This window comes from Colwellia demingiae (genome assembly GCF_007954275.1).
Taxonomy (GTDB): Bacteria; Pseudomonadota; Gammaproteobacteria; order Enterobacterales; family Alteromonadaceae; genus Colwellia; species Colwellia demingiae.
Genome location: NZ_VOLT01000002.1, coordinates 206,854 through 224,128, shown reverse-complemented (window position 1 = coordinate 224,128; position 17,275 = coordinate 206,854). Strand labels below are relative to the sequence as shown.

Below are 17,275 nucleotides of genomic sequence, written 5' to 3'. Positions count from 1 at the left end.
TTCATTAGACAATAGATTCGTTATGCCCACTTATATATTTCTTCCCATCATTGCCTTATTGGCAATAGCCTTAGCAAAAGTAGAGCAAGTATCTGCTTTTGGCTTGAGTGCTTTACCATTAGCGATTGTTTTTGGCATGTTTTATGGACATTTTTCATTGAGAGTGGAAGATGAAAGAGATAAAATTTTTTCGAATTTTTGCAAACAAAAACTACTTAGGTTTGGCATTATCTTATTTGGTTTTGGCCTCAGTTTTCAGCAAATATTGGCCGTTGGCTGGCAAGCTGTTGTTATTGATTTAGTGATGATAAGTACTATTTTCACTGTGGGCACTGTTGTTGGTATTAAAGTCTTGAAGTTACATCGTGATGTTGCCATTTTAACTGCAGCGGGTAGTGCTATATGTGGTGCGGCAGCCATACTCGCCACCGAGTCGGTACTTAAACCAAAGCAGCAACATATTACTATTGCTATTGCGACTGTCGTGCTTTTCGGTACCTTAGCGATGTTTATCTACCCGTTTATTTATCAGTGGGTCGATATGACTGACCAGTCTTTTGGTATTTATATTGGTAGTACTGCCCATGAAGTCGCACAAGCGGTTGCTGCTGGACAGAGTATCAATAGTGAAACCATGCAAACAGCCGTTGTTGTTAAGCTTATTCGAGTGATGATGTTAGCGCCATTTATTCTAATGCTAAGTGCAGGATTGAATCGTATTGGCACTGATAGTAAAACTAAACGTGAAAAAAGTGTTATCGCTATTCCTTGGTTTGTTTTCGGTTTCATGGCTACTGCCCTGATTAATAGTGTCGTTATTTTGCCTGAATTGATTAAAACAGCATTGAGTTTTGCCAGCCAGTTTTCTTTAGCGATGGCAATGGCAGCTTTAGGCGCCCAAACCCAGTGGGCGACTATTAAGGAGGCGGGACCTAAGCCTCTCATCTTGGCATTATTGCTCTTTATTATTTTAATAATTGGTGGTTTTTTCTTAAGCTCGTGGTTAGTCTAGTGACTGAAGCATTTAATTATTATTTAAATGAAAATTAGATTTAAACCTTTTACTTCTTTATTGCATCTCACTTAATAATGACCAAAATTTGGCTAAGTGATCAGCAAACTCATTCACTTGTCATGAAGATTCTAATAAAGATATACGGAGATACCTAATGTTAAAGATGAACAATACTTTTAAATATGCACCTATCGCACTCTTGTTAATGGCTGGCGGTTTACAAGCGAAAACCATTAATAAGGAGTTTACTGTTGCCAATGGCGGTTTACTGAAAATTGCTACTGATGTTGGTGCAATTGATATTGAAACGCATGCAAAAGAAACGGTCTTGGTTGAAGTCGAAATTACTGGAAAAAATGAAGACGATATGGATGTCAGTTTTAAAAATAACGGCGACGATGTCACTATTAAAGGTGACTTCGATCGTAGTAGCCTTAGTTTCGGTAATAACCATATAAGAGTCACCTATAAAGTTACCTTACCGCAAACTTATAATGTAGATCTTAATACCAGTGGTGGCTCTATCGAAATTGAAGACCTTGAAGGTGAAGTAGACGCTTATACATCAGGTGGTTCAATTTCATTATAGGATATACAAGGGAATGTTGATATTAAAACTTCAGGAGGCAGTTTAGATCTGGATAATATTATCGGAAAAATTGATGCCCATACTTCTGGTGGAAGTATTGAGCTTAAATTACCAAAAAATCCAACCAAAGATAGCAAGGTCAAAACTTCAGGTGGATCTATTACTGCTCATTTAGCTAAAAATGTAGCCGTAAACCTTTCAGCTAAAACCAGTGGTGGCCGTGTATCAAGTGAGTTTACTGTTGATGGAAAAATAACTAAACGTTCAATTAAAGGCACTATTAATGGCGGCGGACCTGAATTGGTATTAAAAACCAGCGGTGGTAGCGTGCGTATAAAAGAGATATAACGTAGAAATTTATTTTCACCTTATTTTCAAGGCCATTTTAAAGCGTAATAGTTATCTATTACGCTTTTTTATTATCTATAACGCTATGACAGAGAGTCAATATAGTAGCTAGCTTATTAAGTTATTTCCCGCTCAGTTAACATTAACAGGAGAGGCATAGTTGTGATGTAGGAAAAAATTGCATTAAATAAAAACCAAACTAATATATATAAGTATAGGAATAATATATGTTATAGGTGAGTTCTCATCTTAAAAAAGGAATTACTTGGGATGACATTTTTAGATAAAGGATTAGCTCAAGATGAAATTGATACTGGCATATTGGTCTTAAACCTCAATGGCGAATTAGTTGAAGTAAATGAACAATTTCTCGCTATGACTGGATTTCGAAAAGAAAATGTACTTGGTCAAAATATAGATGAAATTGATAGCTATTCGAAAAAGAAAATATTATTAGAAAAAAGTGCTATTTATGGACATTATCATTCAATACTCACTCGTAAAGACGGTAGTAACCTCCCAATAGAAATTTGCTATTTTCGTCAGCAAACTCAAAATTCAGAACAAATATTGCTCTTTATTCAAGAAAGCAATAATGCCGAACAAACGAAAACTTCTATTATTGAACAAATATTCGATCATACTAATGAAGCGATTATTGTGACTGATAATCAAGGATTAATACAAACGGTCAATAAAAGCTTCTCAAATATAACTGGGTACAGCGAAGAAGACGTTATTGGTAAAACACCTGCCATTTTGAATTCAGGAAAACAGGATAAATATTTTTATAAAAAGTTTTGGCAACAAATAATTGACCAAGGCTCTTGGCAAGGCGAAATTTGGAATAAACGTAAAAATGGGGAGGTTTATCCTGAATGGCTAAATATCAGCAGTATTAGAAATAAAGAGGGTCATATTTCTAATTATATTTGCCAATTTACAGATATTACCAATCGAAAAAAGACAGAAGAAGAACTGCACTTTCATGCCTACCATGATTCATTAACTAGTTTACCTAATCGGCATTTACTTTTTGAAAAATTGAACCGTTTATGTGTACTTCACCAAGACCAACCGACCTATTTCGCTGTACTTTTTTGTGATTTAGATCGTTTTAAGATGATTAATGACTCATTAGGGCATGAAGTAGGCGATGAACTTTTAAAGAGTGTTGCTAGCCGTTTTGAAGCTAAGTTACGAGATAATGACATTATAGCGCGTACTGGTGGTGATGAGTTTATTGTTGTTATTGAAGGCGAGAAAGCACTAAAAAACCTAGATAAAATATGCTTGCAGATACTCTCTCTTTTTGAAGTCCCTTTTCAAACTAAATATGGTGAATTTAAAACAACAATTAGTATTGGTGTTAGCCAGTTTCCTTCAGATTCTGAGGATGTGAGAGAGCTTATCTCATTTGCTGATGTTGCCATGTATAAGATAAAAAAATCAGGAGGTAATCATTACTCATTTTTTGATGTTAAAGAGAAGGCTCTTATACAGCAAAGGCTAGAGCTTGAGAGTGAAATTTCCCAAGCGATTGAAAAAGATCAATTTGAAGTTTGGTACCAACCACAAGTAAATACAAAAACCTATGAAGTATATGGTGTTGAGTGTTTAATTAGATGGAATCACCCTGAGCAAGGGTTAATCCCTCCTGATTTATTTATTCCAATTGCCGAAGCTAATGGCTCTATTAAAGAGCTTGGTTATTTTGTTTTAAAAACCGCATGTCAGCAATTAAGACAGTGGCGTATTAATAATGTATTTACCGGGGTTATGGCGATTAATGTTTCATTACGACAATTTGAACGAAATGACCTTCTCGCCCAAGTAAAAAAAACATTAACAGATGAAATGCTGCCAGCGGAATCTATTGAACTTGAAGTGACTGAGTCACTTTTCTCAGAAGACAATAACTACCACACCCCTATTTTATGTGCCTTAAGAGAATTAGGGGTTAAAGTCGCAATTGATGATTTCGGTACTGGGTATTCCTCCTTGCAACGTTTGAAAAACTTACCTATTGATAATGTAAAAATTGATAAGTGCTTTGTTGATAACATTGAACATTGCCCTGAAGATGTTGCGATTGTGATGGCAACAATTTTATTGTCAAAAACCTTTAAGGTAGACGTGATTGCTGAAGGAATAGAAACACAAGAACAAGACGATAAATTGAGTGACTTAGGCTGCTTCAATCAACAAGGTTACCTGTATAGCAGACCCCTTAAAGCACATGATTTTGAAGTGTGGCTTGCTGACTTTTCCTTGAAAAATAAAGAAAGAAAAACACTTAAAGCGATGAACCACTCATGAATACCGTAAAACCACTGAACCATCCTGACGTTATTATGGTTTATCAAGACCGTGATAGCGTAGAACCAGCTATTCAACAAATTATGAAATTAGAGCTTTCATTTAAATCCTACAAATATGACCCCGAAAACTTGCATGATTTAACATTAATGAAACCCAAAGTTTTATTGTTAGCATCTAATAATGTTAAAAACACCATACAATTTTATATTGATTTCTTAGAAGAGTACGAACAAAAAATTGCGCCTCATAGTGCTATTTTACTTATTAATAACCGTGAAACATTCCGTGCTTATTTAGCATGCGAAAATGGCCTGTTTGACAATTATGTCATTATCAATCCGTTAAACGAACCTTATCGATTAAAGCTGGTTTTGTTACAAGAATTGCAGTTAATAGAAAACCACAAAAATAGTAGTTTAGAACAGCTTATTTTAGAGGGTGAAGATGAACTGGCATCGTGTATTGAACATGGCGTAGCCTTGAAAAAATCATTTACTCAGGATGTGAAGCAATGTGAAAGTGATATTTTATTGGCAACTAATGAAGCACTAGATAATAAGGAAGCCAAAGCGGTATTACACAATTTAATAGGGCTCTCTGTCGACGAAATGAATGAAAATGTTTCGAGCAGTATTCAAAAAATTGTAGATCAACTATTAAAACTAAAAGCCAATAATCAAACAATAAAGCAAGGAGTTAAAGAGCTCCATAGACCGAAAAAGAAAACAGTTGTTGGTGTTAATACCGAGCTATTAACTACAGAGGATGCTGAAAAGGCAAGTCTTAAAGTGTCTCGCTATAAAGTACTCATTGCAGAATCTTCTGATTTATTTACCAAAGTGATTGAGGAAATATTTGCTGAAACTGTATTTATATATGCCTTAGTCAATGATGGGCAAGCTGCACTAGAAAAAATCCGAACATTCAAACCTGATGTGGTGCTATTAGCCTATGACTTACCCATAATTAATGGTCTAGAAGTTACAAGATCCATTCGTGAAGAAGGTAATAAAGTACCTGTGATTGCTTATGCCAATCAGAAGGATAAATCGGTCATTAAGCGTTGGATCCCACTTGGATTAAGCGGCTATCTAATTAAACCATTAAAGAAAAGTGTCATTTTAAATAGCGTCACTAAAGCGGTTAAAAATCCGATAGAGATTATTTCTCATCATAAGGTAGCCGACAAAGATGGTATTCAATGGATTGCGGAATACTCTATTGGCAATACAGAAATTGATGAACAGCATAAAGTGCTCTTTACTATGATCAATGACTTCTTCCATCAAGATAATAAGGAGGCCGCAATTATGCTATTTCAAAGCTTATCTTCTTATATTGATTTACATTTTGAATCTGAGGAAAATCTATTAAGGCAAATTAATTATCCCGACACTGAATATCATATTAAAAAGCATGGTGAATTAAGAGAAAAATTTCATTTACTACGAGATAAACTCGATGATTATGATATTGATGTACACCATAAAATAGCCATGTTTCTTTATAATTGGCTAGCTCAGCATATCTTAAAAGCAGATATGGAATATAAGTCTTATGCTTTATCTATAGAAGAATCGAGCTTTACTTAATCGCCTGATGTAACGATTACAACGTACCCCATTGGCCATTTAATAGTAGATATTCTTGATAATACGACCCAGTAATTTTGTTGCTGTGCCGCAGGTTTACCCTCAATTGAAAATTTTTTGCATCTATCGAACAGTAATGATGTAAATATCTGAGAAAACTAGATTTTTATGGACAAGTTTCTATACTTGATTTCTTTTTCGTGTATAAGTGTACGATGCTCAGCTTATTAAACGCGGGAGAAGTTAAATGGCTTCTATTAGTAAAAAAGTCTTACTAGGTTACTTGTTAGTATTAATCGTCGCTATTGCGGCTTCAGTAACTTTATTTGGTGCTGCGAGTGAAGTAAAGCAACGGACTAGCCAGTTCATTGGTGCAACCTTACCTGAGTTAAGTGATTTACAACAAGTAAAACAATCATTAGATGCTATACAAATAGCGGCGTACGGCTTGTACGGAACTATGATTGAGGCGAGTGAATTCTCTAATGTAATAAGTGAGAAAAAACAACGTCTGGACCAATTGTTGATGGCAAATGGTACATTATCATCGTACCAAGAACACCGAGCAATAGTTGAAGAGATTAATGTATTGGTTACCGTCATGACTCAACTTCAGCGTGTTATGACCGCTGAAGTTGATTGGGATGGTGCGCGAGCTATCTTAGTTCAAGTTGATACACACTCAAGAAATGTCTCTGAAAAATTAACAAAAATAAGTAAAGATGTTAGCCAGGATGCGAGCAATAGCTCGACAGCAATCTACACTGAAATTACTGATATTCAGCGACTAGTCTTAGCTTTGCTTGCTAGCATAGTGACAGTTGCAGTGGTTGCTTATACCCTTTCCCATAAGAAAATAGCCCTACCTATTCGAGAATTGGCTGAAGAACTTGATCAGGTAGCAAAAAATTATGATCTAACAAGGGTTGTACCAACGCTCTCTAATGATGAAATTGGTCTTGCTGCACAAAGTGTTAATCGTTTACTTAAGGCTTTCAACAGTGGCATTACTGATGTCAGACATATCGCTAATAACATAAATGAGTTGGTTGATGTATTGGGTTCAACGTCAGAAAATGCAGACGTACAAGTTAATTTATTAAATGAAAAAATAGAATTACTGTTATCAAGCATGATGACCTTGGAGAGCCAAATCTCCAATGGTTTTGAACAATCAAATAGTGCATCTGAACAAGCCAAAGAAGGCGCTCAAGCTGTTGAAAACGGAGCACATCAAGTAGCCAAAACGTCGACAAGTATTTCTTCATTAGCGAATAATATTGAAGCGTCCTCTGAAATGTTAATTGAGTTACGTAAATCGGGTGATCAAGTCTCTACTGTAGTAAGCACCATTGCAGGTATTGCAGATCAAACAAACTTACTAGCACTCAATGCTGCAATAGAAGCAGCAAGAGCGGGTGAATCTGGTCGAGGTTTTGCTGTTGTTGCCGATGAGGTTCGAACCCTTGCTACACGTACTCATCAGTCAACGATTGAAATTAATACTATGCTGGCAGGCATTGTTGGCGCCATTTCTCAAATAGTTACTTCTATGGAAAGTAACCAAACACAGGCTGATCAAGCCGTTGCGTTGTCACAAAAAACAGTTGAATCTTTGTCACTAATTCAATCAAGCATCTTGAGTTTAAGCAATGTAAGTACTGAAGTGGCCAGTCAGGCCGAGCAATCACATCATCAAGTGGTAGATATGCGCTCATGGGTAGAAGATTTTAAAACCGTGGGTGATGCGGTGTGCCAAGGCAGTATGGAAAGCCGAGACACATCATTGAAAATGACAGAGTTAGCGATTAGCTTTAACAAATCTGTTGAACGATTCCGCACTTAATAGTGTTCTAAAGTCAGCAGTCACATAGTAATAATAAGGATATTAGAAGTACTCGGCCTGTCGTTGATAGCAATCCTTTATATGCTCAATTAACAGGCGCACTTTTTGAGACTGATGTTTGGTATAAGGATATACCGCATAAATGCCTAATTGACGACCATGAAATTCAGGTAATAATTGCACTAAGTCACCCCGTTGCATATCATCATAAACACTACAGCGTGGCACATAGACAATGCCATATCCTGCAAGAGCTGCTTTACGTAAAGCTTGTGAGTTATTAGTAGCAAAGTTTCCTGAAATTTTTACATAATAGGCTTCGTCTGATTGACTGAAATACCAATCATGCGCACCTTTGTCTTGATAGGTGTAAGCCATGCAGTTGTGTCGGGATAATTCTTGAGGTGTTTGTGGGGTACCATGCTTTTCAATGTAAGCTGGCGCACAACATACAATCCAATTTGACTGCAGTAGCGGTTTTGCTATTAAACTAGAGTCACTTAATACTCCAGTTCTAATTGCTAAATCTTGCCCTTCTTTAATCAAATCAACAAACTCATTTTCTAAGCGCATTTCAACACTTAATTTGGGATGAAGCTGACAAAATTCAGCAACCGCTTGCGCGAGTATTAATTCCCCTGAAATGGTTGGCACTGTCATTTTTATGGTGCCAGATAGGCCTTCACTAAAACTACTCACGGCACTAACTGCATCATTTACTTGCTTATTAATATCCTTAGAGTGGCTGTAAAGTATTTCACCTGCCTCCGTTAAACTTAATCGTCTTGTTGTTCTATACAACAATTGAATGCCTAAATTTTTCTCAAGTTTAGATATTTTTTTACTCAGTGCTGCTGGTGATATTTCTGCCAACTGGGCAGCTTTATTGAAGGATTTAGCTTCAACAATTAATGAAAACAAAGCCAATTCGCTAGCATTAGGCATCTATTACACTCTTTTAGTTAATAATGAATTCATTATAGCCCTATTCATAAATAATGTCGTTAGGGTTAGATTGAATAAAACTATAACAAAGCACCTACTGAAAATGAAAGTAGGGCGAGGATAAAATATGTCAATTACACTACAAGCTTTACTCGCGTTTATGCCGATTGCACTGTCGGCAATATTACTTATAGGGCTTCATTGGCCAGCAAAAAAGGCTATGCCTGTTGTTTACACCGTAACAGCAGCTATAGCCTTTTTTGCCTGGGAAATGAGCTTTAATCGAATCGTTGCCAGTTCCATTCAAGGATTAATGATCACCATTGCTGTTTTGTGGATCATTTTTGGCGCCATAATGTTACTCAATACCTTACAGCACTCAGGAGCCATTCTACGTATAAGGGCGGGTTTTACTAATATCAGCCCAGATCGTAGGGTGCAGGCAATTATTATTGCTTGGCTCTTTGGTTGCTTTATTGAAGGCGCATCAGGTTTTGGTACTCCTGCGGCAATTGCAGCACCTTTACTGGTGGCTATCGGATTCCCTGCAGTATCGGCGGTGATGATTGGTATGATGATTCAATCAACACCGGTGTCATTTGGCGCGGTAGGTACACCCATTATTATCGGTGTCAGCAGCGGCTTAGATAAGAGTAATCTTACTGAGCAGTTAATTGCTAATGGCAGTAGTTGGGAGCAATTTTTACGATTAATTACCTCAGAGGTTGCCATCGGGCATGCCATTGTAGGTACGTTAATGCCACTTTTCATGGTGGTGATGTTGACGCGATTCTTTGGTCAGAATAAAAGCTGGAAAGAAGGCTTCGAAATAGCTCCTTTTGCAATCTTTGCTGGCTTAGCTTTTACCGTCCCTTACGCATTAACTGGTGTTTTTCTTGGTCCTGAATTTCCTTCACTTATTGGCGCATTGGTCGGTATGGCTATTGTTGTTCCATTAGCAAAACGTGGATTTCTTATGCCAAAGAAAGCATGGGATTTCGCACCGAAAGAACAGTGGCCTGCTCACTGGTTAGGAAAAATATCATTTAAACAAGATAACAACCAAGCTAAAAAATCAATGTCTTTAACCAGAGCTTGGTTACCGTATTTATTGGTTGCAATAATCCTTGTACTTAGCCGAGTTTCAACTGAGTTTAAAGCTTTATTAAAGAGCCTTTCATTTGGTTTTAGTAATATTCTTGGTGAAGTAGGTATTAGCGCAAGTGTTCAGCCTTTATACCTACCTGGTGGTATTTTGTTTTTTGTTTGTATACTGACGTTATTCTTACATCAGATGAAATTTAAACAAGTAGTAGATGCTGCTAAACAGTCAACGACTACCCTAGTAGGTGCAGGTTTTGTGCTTATATTTACTATCCCTATGGTACGCATTTTGATTAACTCTGGCGTTAATGGCGCTGACTTAGCCGCGATGCCTGTTGCTATGGCAAGTTTTGTTGCGCAAACGTTTGGCAATCTATATCCATTATTTGCGCCTAGTATTGGTGCTCTCGGTGCTTTTATTGCGGGTTCAAATACTGTGAGTAATATGATGTTAAGTCAGTTTCAGTTTGAAGTTGCTAATGCACTCTCTGTTTCAGGTGCCTTACTGGTAGCTTTACAAGCCATCGGAGCTGCTGCAGGTAACATGATAGCAATTCATAATGTGGTAGCAGCTTCGGCGACTGTTGGTTTATTAGGGCAAGAAGGAAGAACATTGCGCAAAACCATATTACCAACTATTTATTATGTGGTAGCTGTCGGTGTCATAGGGCTTATTGCTATCAACGTATTTAACCTTAGTGATCCTTTACTCGGCTAAGTAATGGGCTAATTAAATAACTATCAAAAGCCGATAAAAACTTGCAGCCAGGTTTGTCCTAAATTATTCAGGGTTTGCAAGTTTACACACTACTTTGGCTATTAATACTCAACAGTTTTGAAATGATTGATTAATGCTATTTTTTGAAACTGTAATTTATACCAAACGGATCAATAAATTAGTTCGATTGGTATTACACTAATAGAGAGCAATCTATGCAACAACTTAACACTCAGCATCTTCGTGACTATCCTAAAAAGCCTAAGCAGGTTTATTTATTTGGTACTTGTATCGTTGATAGTTTTTTTCCAGATACGGGCATGGATGCTATTGAGTTACTTGAACGTGAAGGCATTGAGGTAATTTACCCACAAGGGCAAAGTTGCTGTGGCCAACCAGCCTATAACTCTGGTTATAAAGATGAAGCCAAAGCGGTAGCCCTGTCACAAGTGAAACAATTCCCTCTGGATATTCCTGTCGTTGTAGTGTCGGGATCTTGCGGTGGCATGATGCGTCATCACTACCTTGATTTGCTTGGCGATGATCCTGAAATCAATAATTTTTGTCAGCGTGTTTTTGAATTTACAGAGTTTTTGGTGCATGTACTGCGCTTAAAACCTATTGACCAAGGGCCAAAAGAACGCGTTGCGTTACATACTTCTTGTGCTGCCAGAAGAGAAATGGGCGTGCACATTACCGGTAATAAGTTGATCTCTCAACTAGCGAACGTTGAGTTAGTCATACATGATTACGAAAGTGAATGCTGTGGTTTTGGTGGCACTTTCGCGGTTAAGCATGCGGATATATCTGCCGCCATGGTAGCTGATAAAAGTAAGCACCTTGTGGCAACTGATGTCGTTAGGTATGTCAGTGCTGATCATGGTTGCATGATGAATATAAATGGCGCACTTGATTACCAAAAGCAGTCCTTACGTGGTGAACATATTGCGAGTTACTTACTTAATCGTATAAAAGGTAATTCGTCTAAGGGGTCACTATGAAACATATTATCGAAGAAGAAAGTAAATATGCAGCCTCTGCAAAAGCCTTTCGTGCAAACGTTACACGTGACCTCGGCAATGAAGAGCTAAGATCTAACTTTAGAGGTGCGATGGATTATTTGATGGATAAGCGTAAAGGCGCTTTTTCATCAGAAGACGAACTTGAAGTATTACGCGAACAGTGCAAATTAATTAAGCAACGTTGTTTAGCGAAGTTACCGCACTTACTTGAACAGTTAGAAGGTAACCTTGAAAAAAATGGCATCAAGGTGCATTGGGCTGAAACGATTACTGAAGCAAATGAAATTATTGCTCAGCTTATTGCCCAAAAAAAGGGTAAATCAGTCGTTAAAGGTAAATCTATGGTGTCAGAAGAAACGGCACTAAACGACTACCTAGAAGAACGAAATGTAGAATGTCTTGAGTCAGATATGGGCGAATACATTGTGCAATTGGCCAAAGAGCATCCGTCTCATATCATCATGCCAGCAATCCATCAAAACAAGAAACAAGTGGCTAAATTATTTGCTGATAATATTGAGGGGTTTGAGTACAGCACCGACGTTGACACCTTAATTCAACAAGGCAGAACAGTACTAAGAGACAAATTTTGTCAGGCTGATGTTGGCATCTCAGGTGTTAACTTTGCTGTAGCGGAAACGGGCACACTGTGTTTAGTGGAAAATGAAGGTAATGGTCGTATGTGTACCACCATACCTGATTTGCATATTGCGATAACCGGTATAGAAAAAGTGATAGAACACTTGGCTGACGTACCACCGCTGTTAAGTTTGTTAACACGAAGCGCTACCGGACAAGCTATTTCAACCTATTTTAATATGATCAATTCACCTCGAAAGCCAGGTGAAAAAGATGGTCCTCAAGAAGTGCATTTAGTTTTACTTGATAATGGTCGTAGTCAAGCTTTCGCGGATGAAGAATTAAGACAAACCTTGCAGTGCATTCGTTGTGGTGCCTGTATGAATCATTGCCCAGTGTATACCCGTATAGGCGGTCATGCTTACGGAACCGTTTACCCTGGTCCTATTGGTAAAATGATTTCACCGCATATGTTAGGGCTTGATGCGACGAGTAATTTGCCAACCGCATCAACCTTATGTGGCGCTTGCGGTGAAGTATGTCCGGTTAAAATTCCTATCCCTAAAATATTATTACGTTTGCGCCAAGAAAGCGTAAAGCCTAAATCTCAGCAACCTGAGGTGATGAAAGGGCAGGGTGCAGGCCGTAATAACGTGGAAGCGCTTATCTGGAAAGTATGGGCACAAGTGCATAAGTCACCAAAATTGTATGCTTTATCAATGTGGGGATTAACACGCTTTCGCTTTTTGATGCCCAAGAAACTTGGCGGTTGGACTAGTGTTAGAACGGCACCTAAACCGGCAGCAGCAACGTTACATGAGCGTATAAAATCCAAGCAATCACAGCATGGCCGAGGTTAATCTTATGACAAATACAAAAGCAGACATCAAAGCAGTTAGTAATACCGCGCGTGGCAATATTCTTGCTAAATTAAAAGCGGAGGTCAACGGTGCAGATTATGATAAATTACCCAAAGAAATTCCTTATGATTATCCTGAATTTAGTCGTGAAGAAAACCTAGCTCAGTTTATTTCTGAACTTGAGAAAAATCATGCGCAAGTGATCAAAACAACTAAAGATAATATGGCAGAGGTTATCAGTGAGCAACTTGCGGCGTTAAATATCACTAAATTACTTTATGGTGAAAATGATGCTCACCGTGAAGTTATTAATGGATTAGATAACAAGATAGAGTCACAAGTCTATGATTTTTCAATTGATAATAATAAAGAAATGCTTTTTAATGAATGTCCTGCGGCTTTATCAAGCTCGCGCTGTTCAATTGCAGCAACAGGCTCCATTGTTTTATGGCCAGATGAGAATGAGCCAAGAAGCTTATCGCTAGTACCGCCAGTGCACTTTGTTATTGTCGATGCCAATAATTTATATGCAGACTTTGCTAGTTTAATAACGGCGCAGCAATGGCAAGATAAATTACCCACTAATGTAGTGTTGATTTCAGGACCATCGAAAACAGCTGATATTCAACAAACTTTGGCTTATGGTGCTCACGGCCCGAAAGCATTGATTGTTTTATTATTAAATATTTAAGCACTTTATACCCGCTCCACTTGAAGATGCTCGTTTCAGGAAACCTGAGCGAATCATAATCAAGTGGAGCGGGTATAAACATTAAAGAACTAAGTTAGAGGGCATTATGTTATCTGAGCACTATCAATTTTTTGCAGAGCAAGTCGCTGAATTTCTTCCTAAAAAATGTGTTATTACGGACTATACTCGGCGTTTGGCATATGGTGTTGATGCAAGTTTTTATCGCTTAATACCGCAATTAGTACTTATTTTAGATAACGAATCTGAAGTGGTAAGGGTCATTAAAGCTGCGGCACAAGCAAAATTGCCGGTAACATTTAGAGCTGCAGGTACTAGCCTTTCGGGGCAGGCCCAATCTGACTCAATTTTAATTATGCTCACCAATAATTGGCGGGACCATGAGATATTAGATCTCGGCCTAAAAATAAAACTAGGTCCTGGTGTTATAGGGGCTGATGCGAATCAATATTTATTACCTTATGGGCGAAAAATAGGTCCAGATCCCGCTTCTATTAATACTTGTAAAGTCGCAGGTATTGCCGCTAATAATGCCAGTGGTATGTGTTGTGGTGTCGCGCAAAATAGTTACCATACGCTTGATAATATTCGACTGGTTTTACATGACGGTAGTGTACTTGATACCGCTGATGAGGCGAGTATTTCAGCGTTTAAAAAAAGTCATGTACCACTCTTAGATCGTCTAAATACATTGGCTGTTCAAACCCGTTGTAATGAAAAATTAAGTAAGTTAATTAAGCATAAGTATCGCTTAAAAAATACCACAGGTTATGCCATTAACGCCTTGGTTGATTTTGAGGATCCTATTGATATTCTTGCGCATTTGATGATTGGCTCAGAAGGCACTTTAGGTTTTATTTCTTCAATCACCTATAACACGGTAATTGAACATAAATACCGTGCGTCATCGATAGTATTCTTTCCTGATATGCAGACAACTTGTTCAGCAGTAAGCGCTTTAGCTGATGCGAATGTTTCCGCAGTTGAATTAATGGACAGAAGGTCGTTAGCCTCAGTTAGTGAGATGAAGGGTTTACCTGAATTCATCAAAACACTCGATAAAGATGTTGGCGCACTACTGATTGAAACGCGCGCTGCAAATCAACAATTATTAACTGAGCAAATTACTGACTTAGAAAGCTTATTAAGCGACTTTGAACAAACCAATGTAATCAAGTTCACCGATGTTGCAAGTGAATACTCACAATTGTGGGCTATTCGAAAAGGTACGTTTCCTGCCGTTGGTGCTGTACGTGAAACAGGTACTACCGTTATCATTGAAGATGTTGCTTTTCCTGTTGAAAAACTTGCTGATGCGGTTGATAAGCTACAGGGACTTTTTGAAAAATATCATTATGATGAAGCCATTATTTTTGGCCATGCTCTTGATGGTAATCTGCATTTTGTTTTCACACAGGATTTCTCAACGCAGGCAGAAGTAGACCGCTATCAATCTTTTATGGATGATGTTTGTCAGTTGGTGGCGGTAGATTACCAAGGTTCATTGAAAGCTGAACATGGCACTGGGCGAAACATGGCGCCGTTCATTGAATTAGAATGGGGTGATAAAGGCTTTGCTTTGATGCAACAAATAAAAGCCTTATTTGATCCAAGTAATTTACTCAACCCAGGCGTTATTATTAATGATGATCCATTGGCTCACATTAAAAACTTAAAAAACCTACCAGCAGCAAATGACATTGTCGATAAATGTATTGAATGTGGATTTTGTGAGCCAGTATGTCCTTCAAAAGGATTGAGTCTAACACCAAGGCAACGTATTACCACTTATCGTGAAATTAGCCGTTTAACAGCCTCAGGTGATAATCCTCAATTGTTAAGTGAACTTGAAAAAGACTTCGATTATTTAGGTATAGATACCTGTGCAGCAACAGGTTTGTGTGCGGATCGTTGCCCTGTTGGTATTAACACCGGTGACCTTATCCGTGATCTTCGTAACGTTAGGAATACTAAATACCAAGGGGTCTCGAAAAAACTGGCTAATAACTTTGCTACCATAGAAAAAATGACGCGGGTTTCTTTAGCTATTGCAGGCTTTAGTCAACGTCTAATTGGTAATAAAGTGATGGGCGGACTAACGGGCACTGTACGTAAACTATCAGCGAATAATATTCCACTATGGAGTAAGTACCTGCCAAATAAGGCTAGCTATCAACCCAAAACGATCTCAGGCAGTAATAGTGCTAAACCCAAGGTAGTCTATATACCCAGTTGTGCCAGCAGAAGTATGGGGCAAGCGGTTGATGCAACTGAGCAACGTTCATTAACTGAAGTGACCTATGCTGTTTTAGCTAAGGCCGGTTTTGATATTATTAGCCCTGACTTTACTGGTGAGTGTTGCGGTATGCCATTTAATAGTAAAGGTATGTTTGATGAGGCTGAGCAGAAAAGAAGTTCACTGTTAACCAAGCTAACTGAGATGAGTGAAAATGGTAAATATCCAATTTTAATTGATACTAGTCCATGCAAATCAATGTTACTTGAAAATACAGCAGCCACTGCTAATTTATCCATTTATGAACCGGTAGGTTTTGTTGCTGATGTCTTGGCTGAACATTTAGCTTTTAAGCCATTAAACGATACCATCATGCTGCATGTCACATGTAGTAGCAGGCGTATGGGTTTAACCGATAAAATGGAGCAACTGGCTAAGTTATGCAGTACTAATGTTGTTATTCCAGAACATATTCAGTGTTGCGGATTTGCTGGAGATAAAGGGTTTACTACCCCTGAGCTTAATGAAAATGCTTTAGCAACCTTGAAAGAGCAAGTGCCATCAGGCTGCTCTGTTGGTTATAGCAACAGCAGAACCTGCGAAATAGGTTTATCGCATCATGCAGGGATAGATTATCAATCCATTCTTTATTTAGTGGATAAAGCGACTACGGGTAAAACGATTTAAGTTTTATTGAAAAGTCATTACTGTTCTTAATGTCATTATGCAGATAACCCGATAAGGGTTATCTCATCTACAGTGAAATGAATAACCGAAACTTCATGAAGAGATGGCTTGATATCTCAGACTAGCGCATTGTTAATTAATTACTGATACTATCAAACCTATCCAATCGAAGTTTACTCAGAGGACGTCATGTCAAAACGTACTTTTTTGCCACACGGAAGTAGCAATATAACGGTAGATAATGATCTGATTACTGTGGATATTGCAGGGCCGTGCAATAGAGAGTTTTTTGAACGTATGGAAGAACAAATAACGTCCTTAAGACCACAGTTAAATATGAATAACTATACTGGCTTAGTCATACTTCGCAATGAAGCACTCGCAACACCTGAAGCAATGAACTACTTCACTAATTATTTAAAAGCAGTTCAAGTACGCGCTGTAGCCATCAATCTTCAATATGCCGATAGTCCTTCAATTACAGAGGCTATATGTAAAAAAGCGTATACAGACGCTGGCGTAAAGCATCGTTTTTTCCTTGATAATGTTAGTGCTAGTACCTGGCTAAGAAAATGTATGGCGACTACGTGATAACTTATTCTCTAGGATAGATTGAGAGGCGTGTTTAGCAAGATATTTCACATTCACTTCGATGCGAATACAAGAGGCGTAAATTTTAATAATATAATCAGGTAGGGGGTAG

At 38.0% G+C, this 17,275-nt stretch carries 13 protein-coding genes; 12 read left to right on the top strand and 1 reads right to left on the bottom strand.

Annotated features, from left to right (window positions below; all coding sequences use genetic code 11):
* Positions 1–22 precede the first annotated feature (22 nt).
* The 6 genes from ESZ36_RS03800 (at position 23) to ESZ36_RS03780 (ending at position 7,712) form a co-directional block, all read left to right on the top strand.
* Positions 23–1,012, top strand: a complete 990-nt coding sequence (locus ESZ36_RS03800) for a YeiH family protein (RefSeq protein WP_146783787.1) — start codon at positions 23–25, stop codon at positions 1,010–1,012.
* A gap of 157 nt (positions 1,013–1,169) precedes the next feature.
* The gene (locus tag ESZ36_RS22800; protein ID WP_246128980.1) at positions 1,170–1,604 is read left to right on the top strand and encodes a DUF4097 family beta strand repeat-containing protein; all 435 of its coding nucleotides are present in this window, start codon (positions 1,170–1,172) and stop codon (positions 1,602–1,604) included.
* Between the two features lie 3 nt (positions 1,605–1,607).
* On the top strand, positions 1,608–1,952 hold the full coding sequence (locus ESZ36_RS22795; protein WP_342779717.1) for a DUF4097 family beta strand repeat-containing protein: 345 nt from the start codon (positions 1,608–1,610) through the stop codon (positions 1,950–1,952).
* A 270-nt stretch (positions 1,953–2,222) separates the two neighbouring features.
* Positions 2,223–4,271 carry a GGDEF and EAL domain-containing protein gene (locus ESZ36_RS03790; protein ID WP_146783784.1) on the top strand — a complete coding sequence of 683 codons (2,049 nt, stop codon included), beginning with the start codon at positions 2,223–2,225 and terminating at the stop codon, positions 4,269–4,271.
* The gene (locus ESZ36_RS03785) at positions 4,268–5,866 is read left to right on the top strand and encodes a bacteriohemerythrin (RefSeq protein ID WP_146783783.1); all 1,599 of its coding nucleotides are present in this window, start codon (positions 4,268–4,270) and stop codon (positions 5,864–5,866) included. Before ESZ36_RS03790 ends, ESZ36_RS03785 begins: the two co-directional genes overlap by 4 nt.
* Before the next feature lie 247 nt (positions 5,867–6,113).
* Positions 6,114–7,712, top strand: a complete 1,599-nt coding sequence (locus tag ESZ36_RS03780) for a methyl-accepting chemotaxis protein (RefSeq protein WP_146783780.1) — start codon at positions 6,114–6,116, stop codon at positions 7,710–7,712.
* Between the two features lie 42 nt (positions 7,713–7,754).
* Here ESZ36_RS03780 and ESZ36_RS03775 read toward each other — a convergent pair whose 3' ends face one another.
* Positions 7,755–8,657, bottom strand: coding sequence for a LysR family transcriptional regulator (locus ESZ36_RS03775; RefSeq protein WP_146783778.1), 903 nt, complete (start codon positions 8,655–8,657; stop codon positions 7,755–7,757).
* 127 nt (positions 8,658–8,784) lie between these two features.
* Between ESZ36_RS03775 and ESZ36_RS03770 the strand changes: the two genes are divergently transcribed.
* The 6 genes from ESZ36_RS03770 to ESZ36_RS03745 all read left to right on the top strand — a co-directional run bounded on the left by ESZ36_RS03770 (position 8,785) and on the right by ESZ36_RS03745 (position 17,163).
* Positions 8,785–10,479 (top strand): L-lactate permease, encoded by a 1,695-nt coding sequence (locus tag ESZ36_RS03770; protein WP_146783775.1) that lies wholly within the window; start codon positions 8,785–8,787, stop codon positions 10,477–10,479.
* A gap of 215 nt (positions 10,480–10,694) precedes the next feature.
* Positions 10,695–11,480 carry a (Fe-S)-binding protein gene (locus ESZ36_RS03765; protein WP_146783772.1) on the top strand — a complete coding sequence of 262 codons (786 nt, stop codon included), beginning with the start codon at positions 10,695–10,697 and terminating at the stop codon, positions 11,478–11,480.
* The gene (locus ESZ36_RS03760; RefSeq protein WP_146783769.1) at positions 11,477–12,940 is read left to right on the top strand and encodes a LutB/LldF family L-lactate oxidation iron-sulfur protein; all 1,464 of its coding nucleotides are present in this window, start codon (positions 11,477–11,479) and stop codon (positions 12,938–12,940) included. Before ESZ36_RS03765 ends, ESZ36_RS03760 begins: the two co-directional genes overlap by 4 nt.
* Positions 12,941–12,944: 4 nt before the next feature.
* The gene (locus ESZ36_RS03755) at positions 12,945–13,631 is read left to right on the top strand and encodes a LutC/YkgG family protein (protein WP_146783766.1); all 687 of its coding nucleotides are present in this window, start codon (positions 12,945–12,947) and stop codon (positions 13,629–13,631) included.
* 106 nt (positions 13,632–13,737) lie between these two features.
* Positions 13,738–16,572: an FAD-binding and (Fe-S)-binding domain-containing protein gene (locus ESZ36_RS03750; RefSeq protein WP_146783763.1), complete on the top strand. Its 2,835-nt coding sequence runs from the start codon at positions 13,738–13,740 to the stop codon at positions 16,570–16,572.
* A gap of 189 nt (positions 16,573–16,761) precedes the next feature.
* Positions 16,762–17,163, top strand: coding sequence for a hypothetical protein (locus ESZ36_RS03745; protein ID WP_146783760.1), 402 nt, complete (start codon positions 16,762–16,764; stop codon positions 17,161–17,163).
* Positions 17,164–17,275: the final 112 nt, after the last annotated feature.

Excerpts from the sequence above, each read along its gene's own strand:
- ESZ36_RS03800 (WP_146783787.1), top strand. The coding sequence starts at position 23 with ATGCCCACTTATATATTTCTTCCCATCATTGCCTTATTGGCAATAGCC.
- ESZ36_RS22800 (WP_246128980.1), top strand. The coding sequence starts at position 1,170 with ATGTTAAAGATGAACAATACTTTTAAATATGCACCTATCGCACTCTTG.
- ESZ36_RS03790 (WP_146783784.1), top strand. The coding sequence starts at position 2,223 with ATGACATTTTTAGATAAAGGATTAGCTCAAGATGAAATTGATACTGGC.
- ESZ36_RS03785 (WP_146783783.1), top strand. The coding sequence starts at position 4,268 with ATGAATACCGTAAAACCACTGAACCATCCTGACGTTATTATGGTTTAT.
- ESZ36_RS03780 (WP_146783780.1), top strand. The coding sequence starts at position 6,114 with ATGGCTTCTATTAGTAAAAAAGTCTTACTAGGTTACTTGTTAGTATTA.
- ESZ36_RS03775 (WP_146783778.1), bottom strand. The coding sequence starts at position 8,657 with ATGCCTAATGCTAGCGAATTGGCTTTGTTTTCATTAATTGTTGAAGCT.
- ESZ36_RS03770 (WP_146783775.1), top strand. The coding sequence starts at position 8,785 with ATGTCAATTACACTACAAGCTTTACTCGCGTTTATGCCGATTGCACTG.
- ESZ36_RS03765 (WP_146783772.1), top strand. The coding sequence starts at position 10,695 with ATGCAACAACTTAACACTCAGCATCTTCGTGACTATCCTAAAAAGCCT.
- ESZ36_RS03760 (WP_146783769.1), top strand. The coding sequence starts at position 11,477 with ATGAAACATATTATCGAAGAAGAAAGTAAATATGCAGCCTCTGCAAAA.
- ESZ36_RS03755 (WP_146783766.1), top strand. The coding sequence starts at position 12,945 with ATGACAAATACAAAAGCAGACATCAAAGCAGTTAGTAATACCGCGCGT.
- ESZ36_RS03750 (WP_146783763.1), top strand. The coding sequence starts at position 13,738 with ATGTTATCTGAGCACTATCAATTTTTTGCAGAGCAAGTCGCTGAATTT.
- ESZ36_RS03745 (WP_146783760.1), top strand. The coding sequence starts at position 16,762 with ATGTCAAAACGTACTTTTTTGCCACACGGAAGTAGCAATATAACGGTA.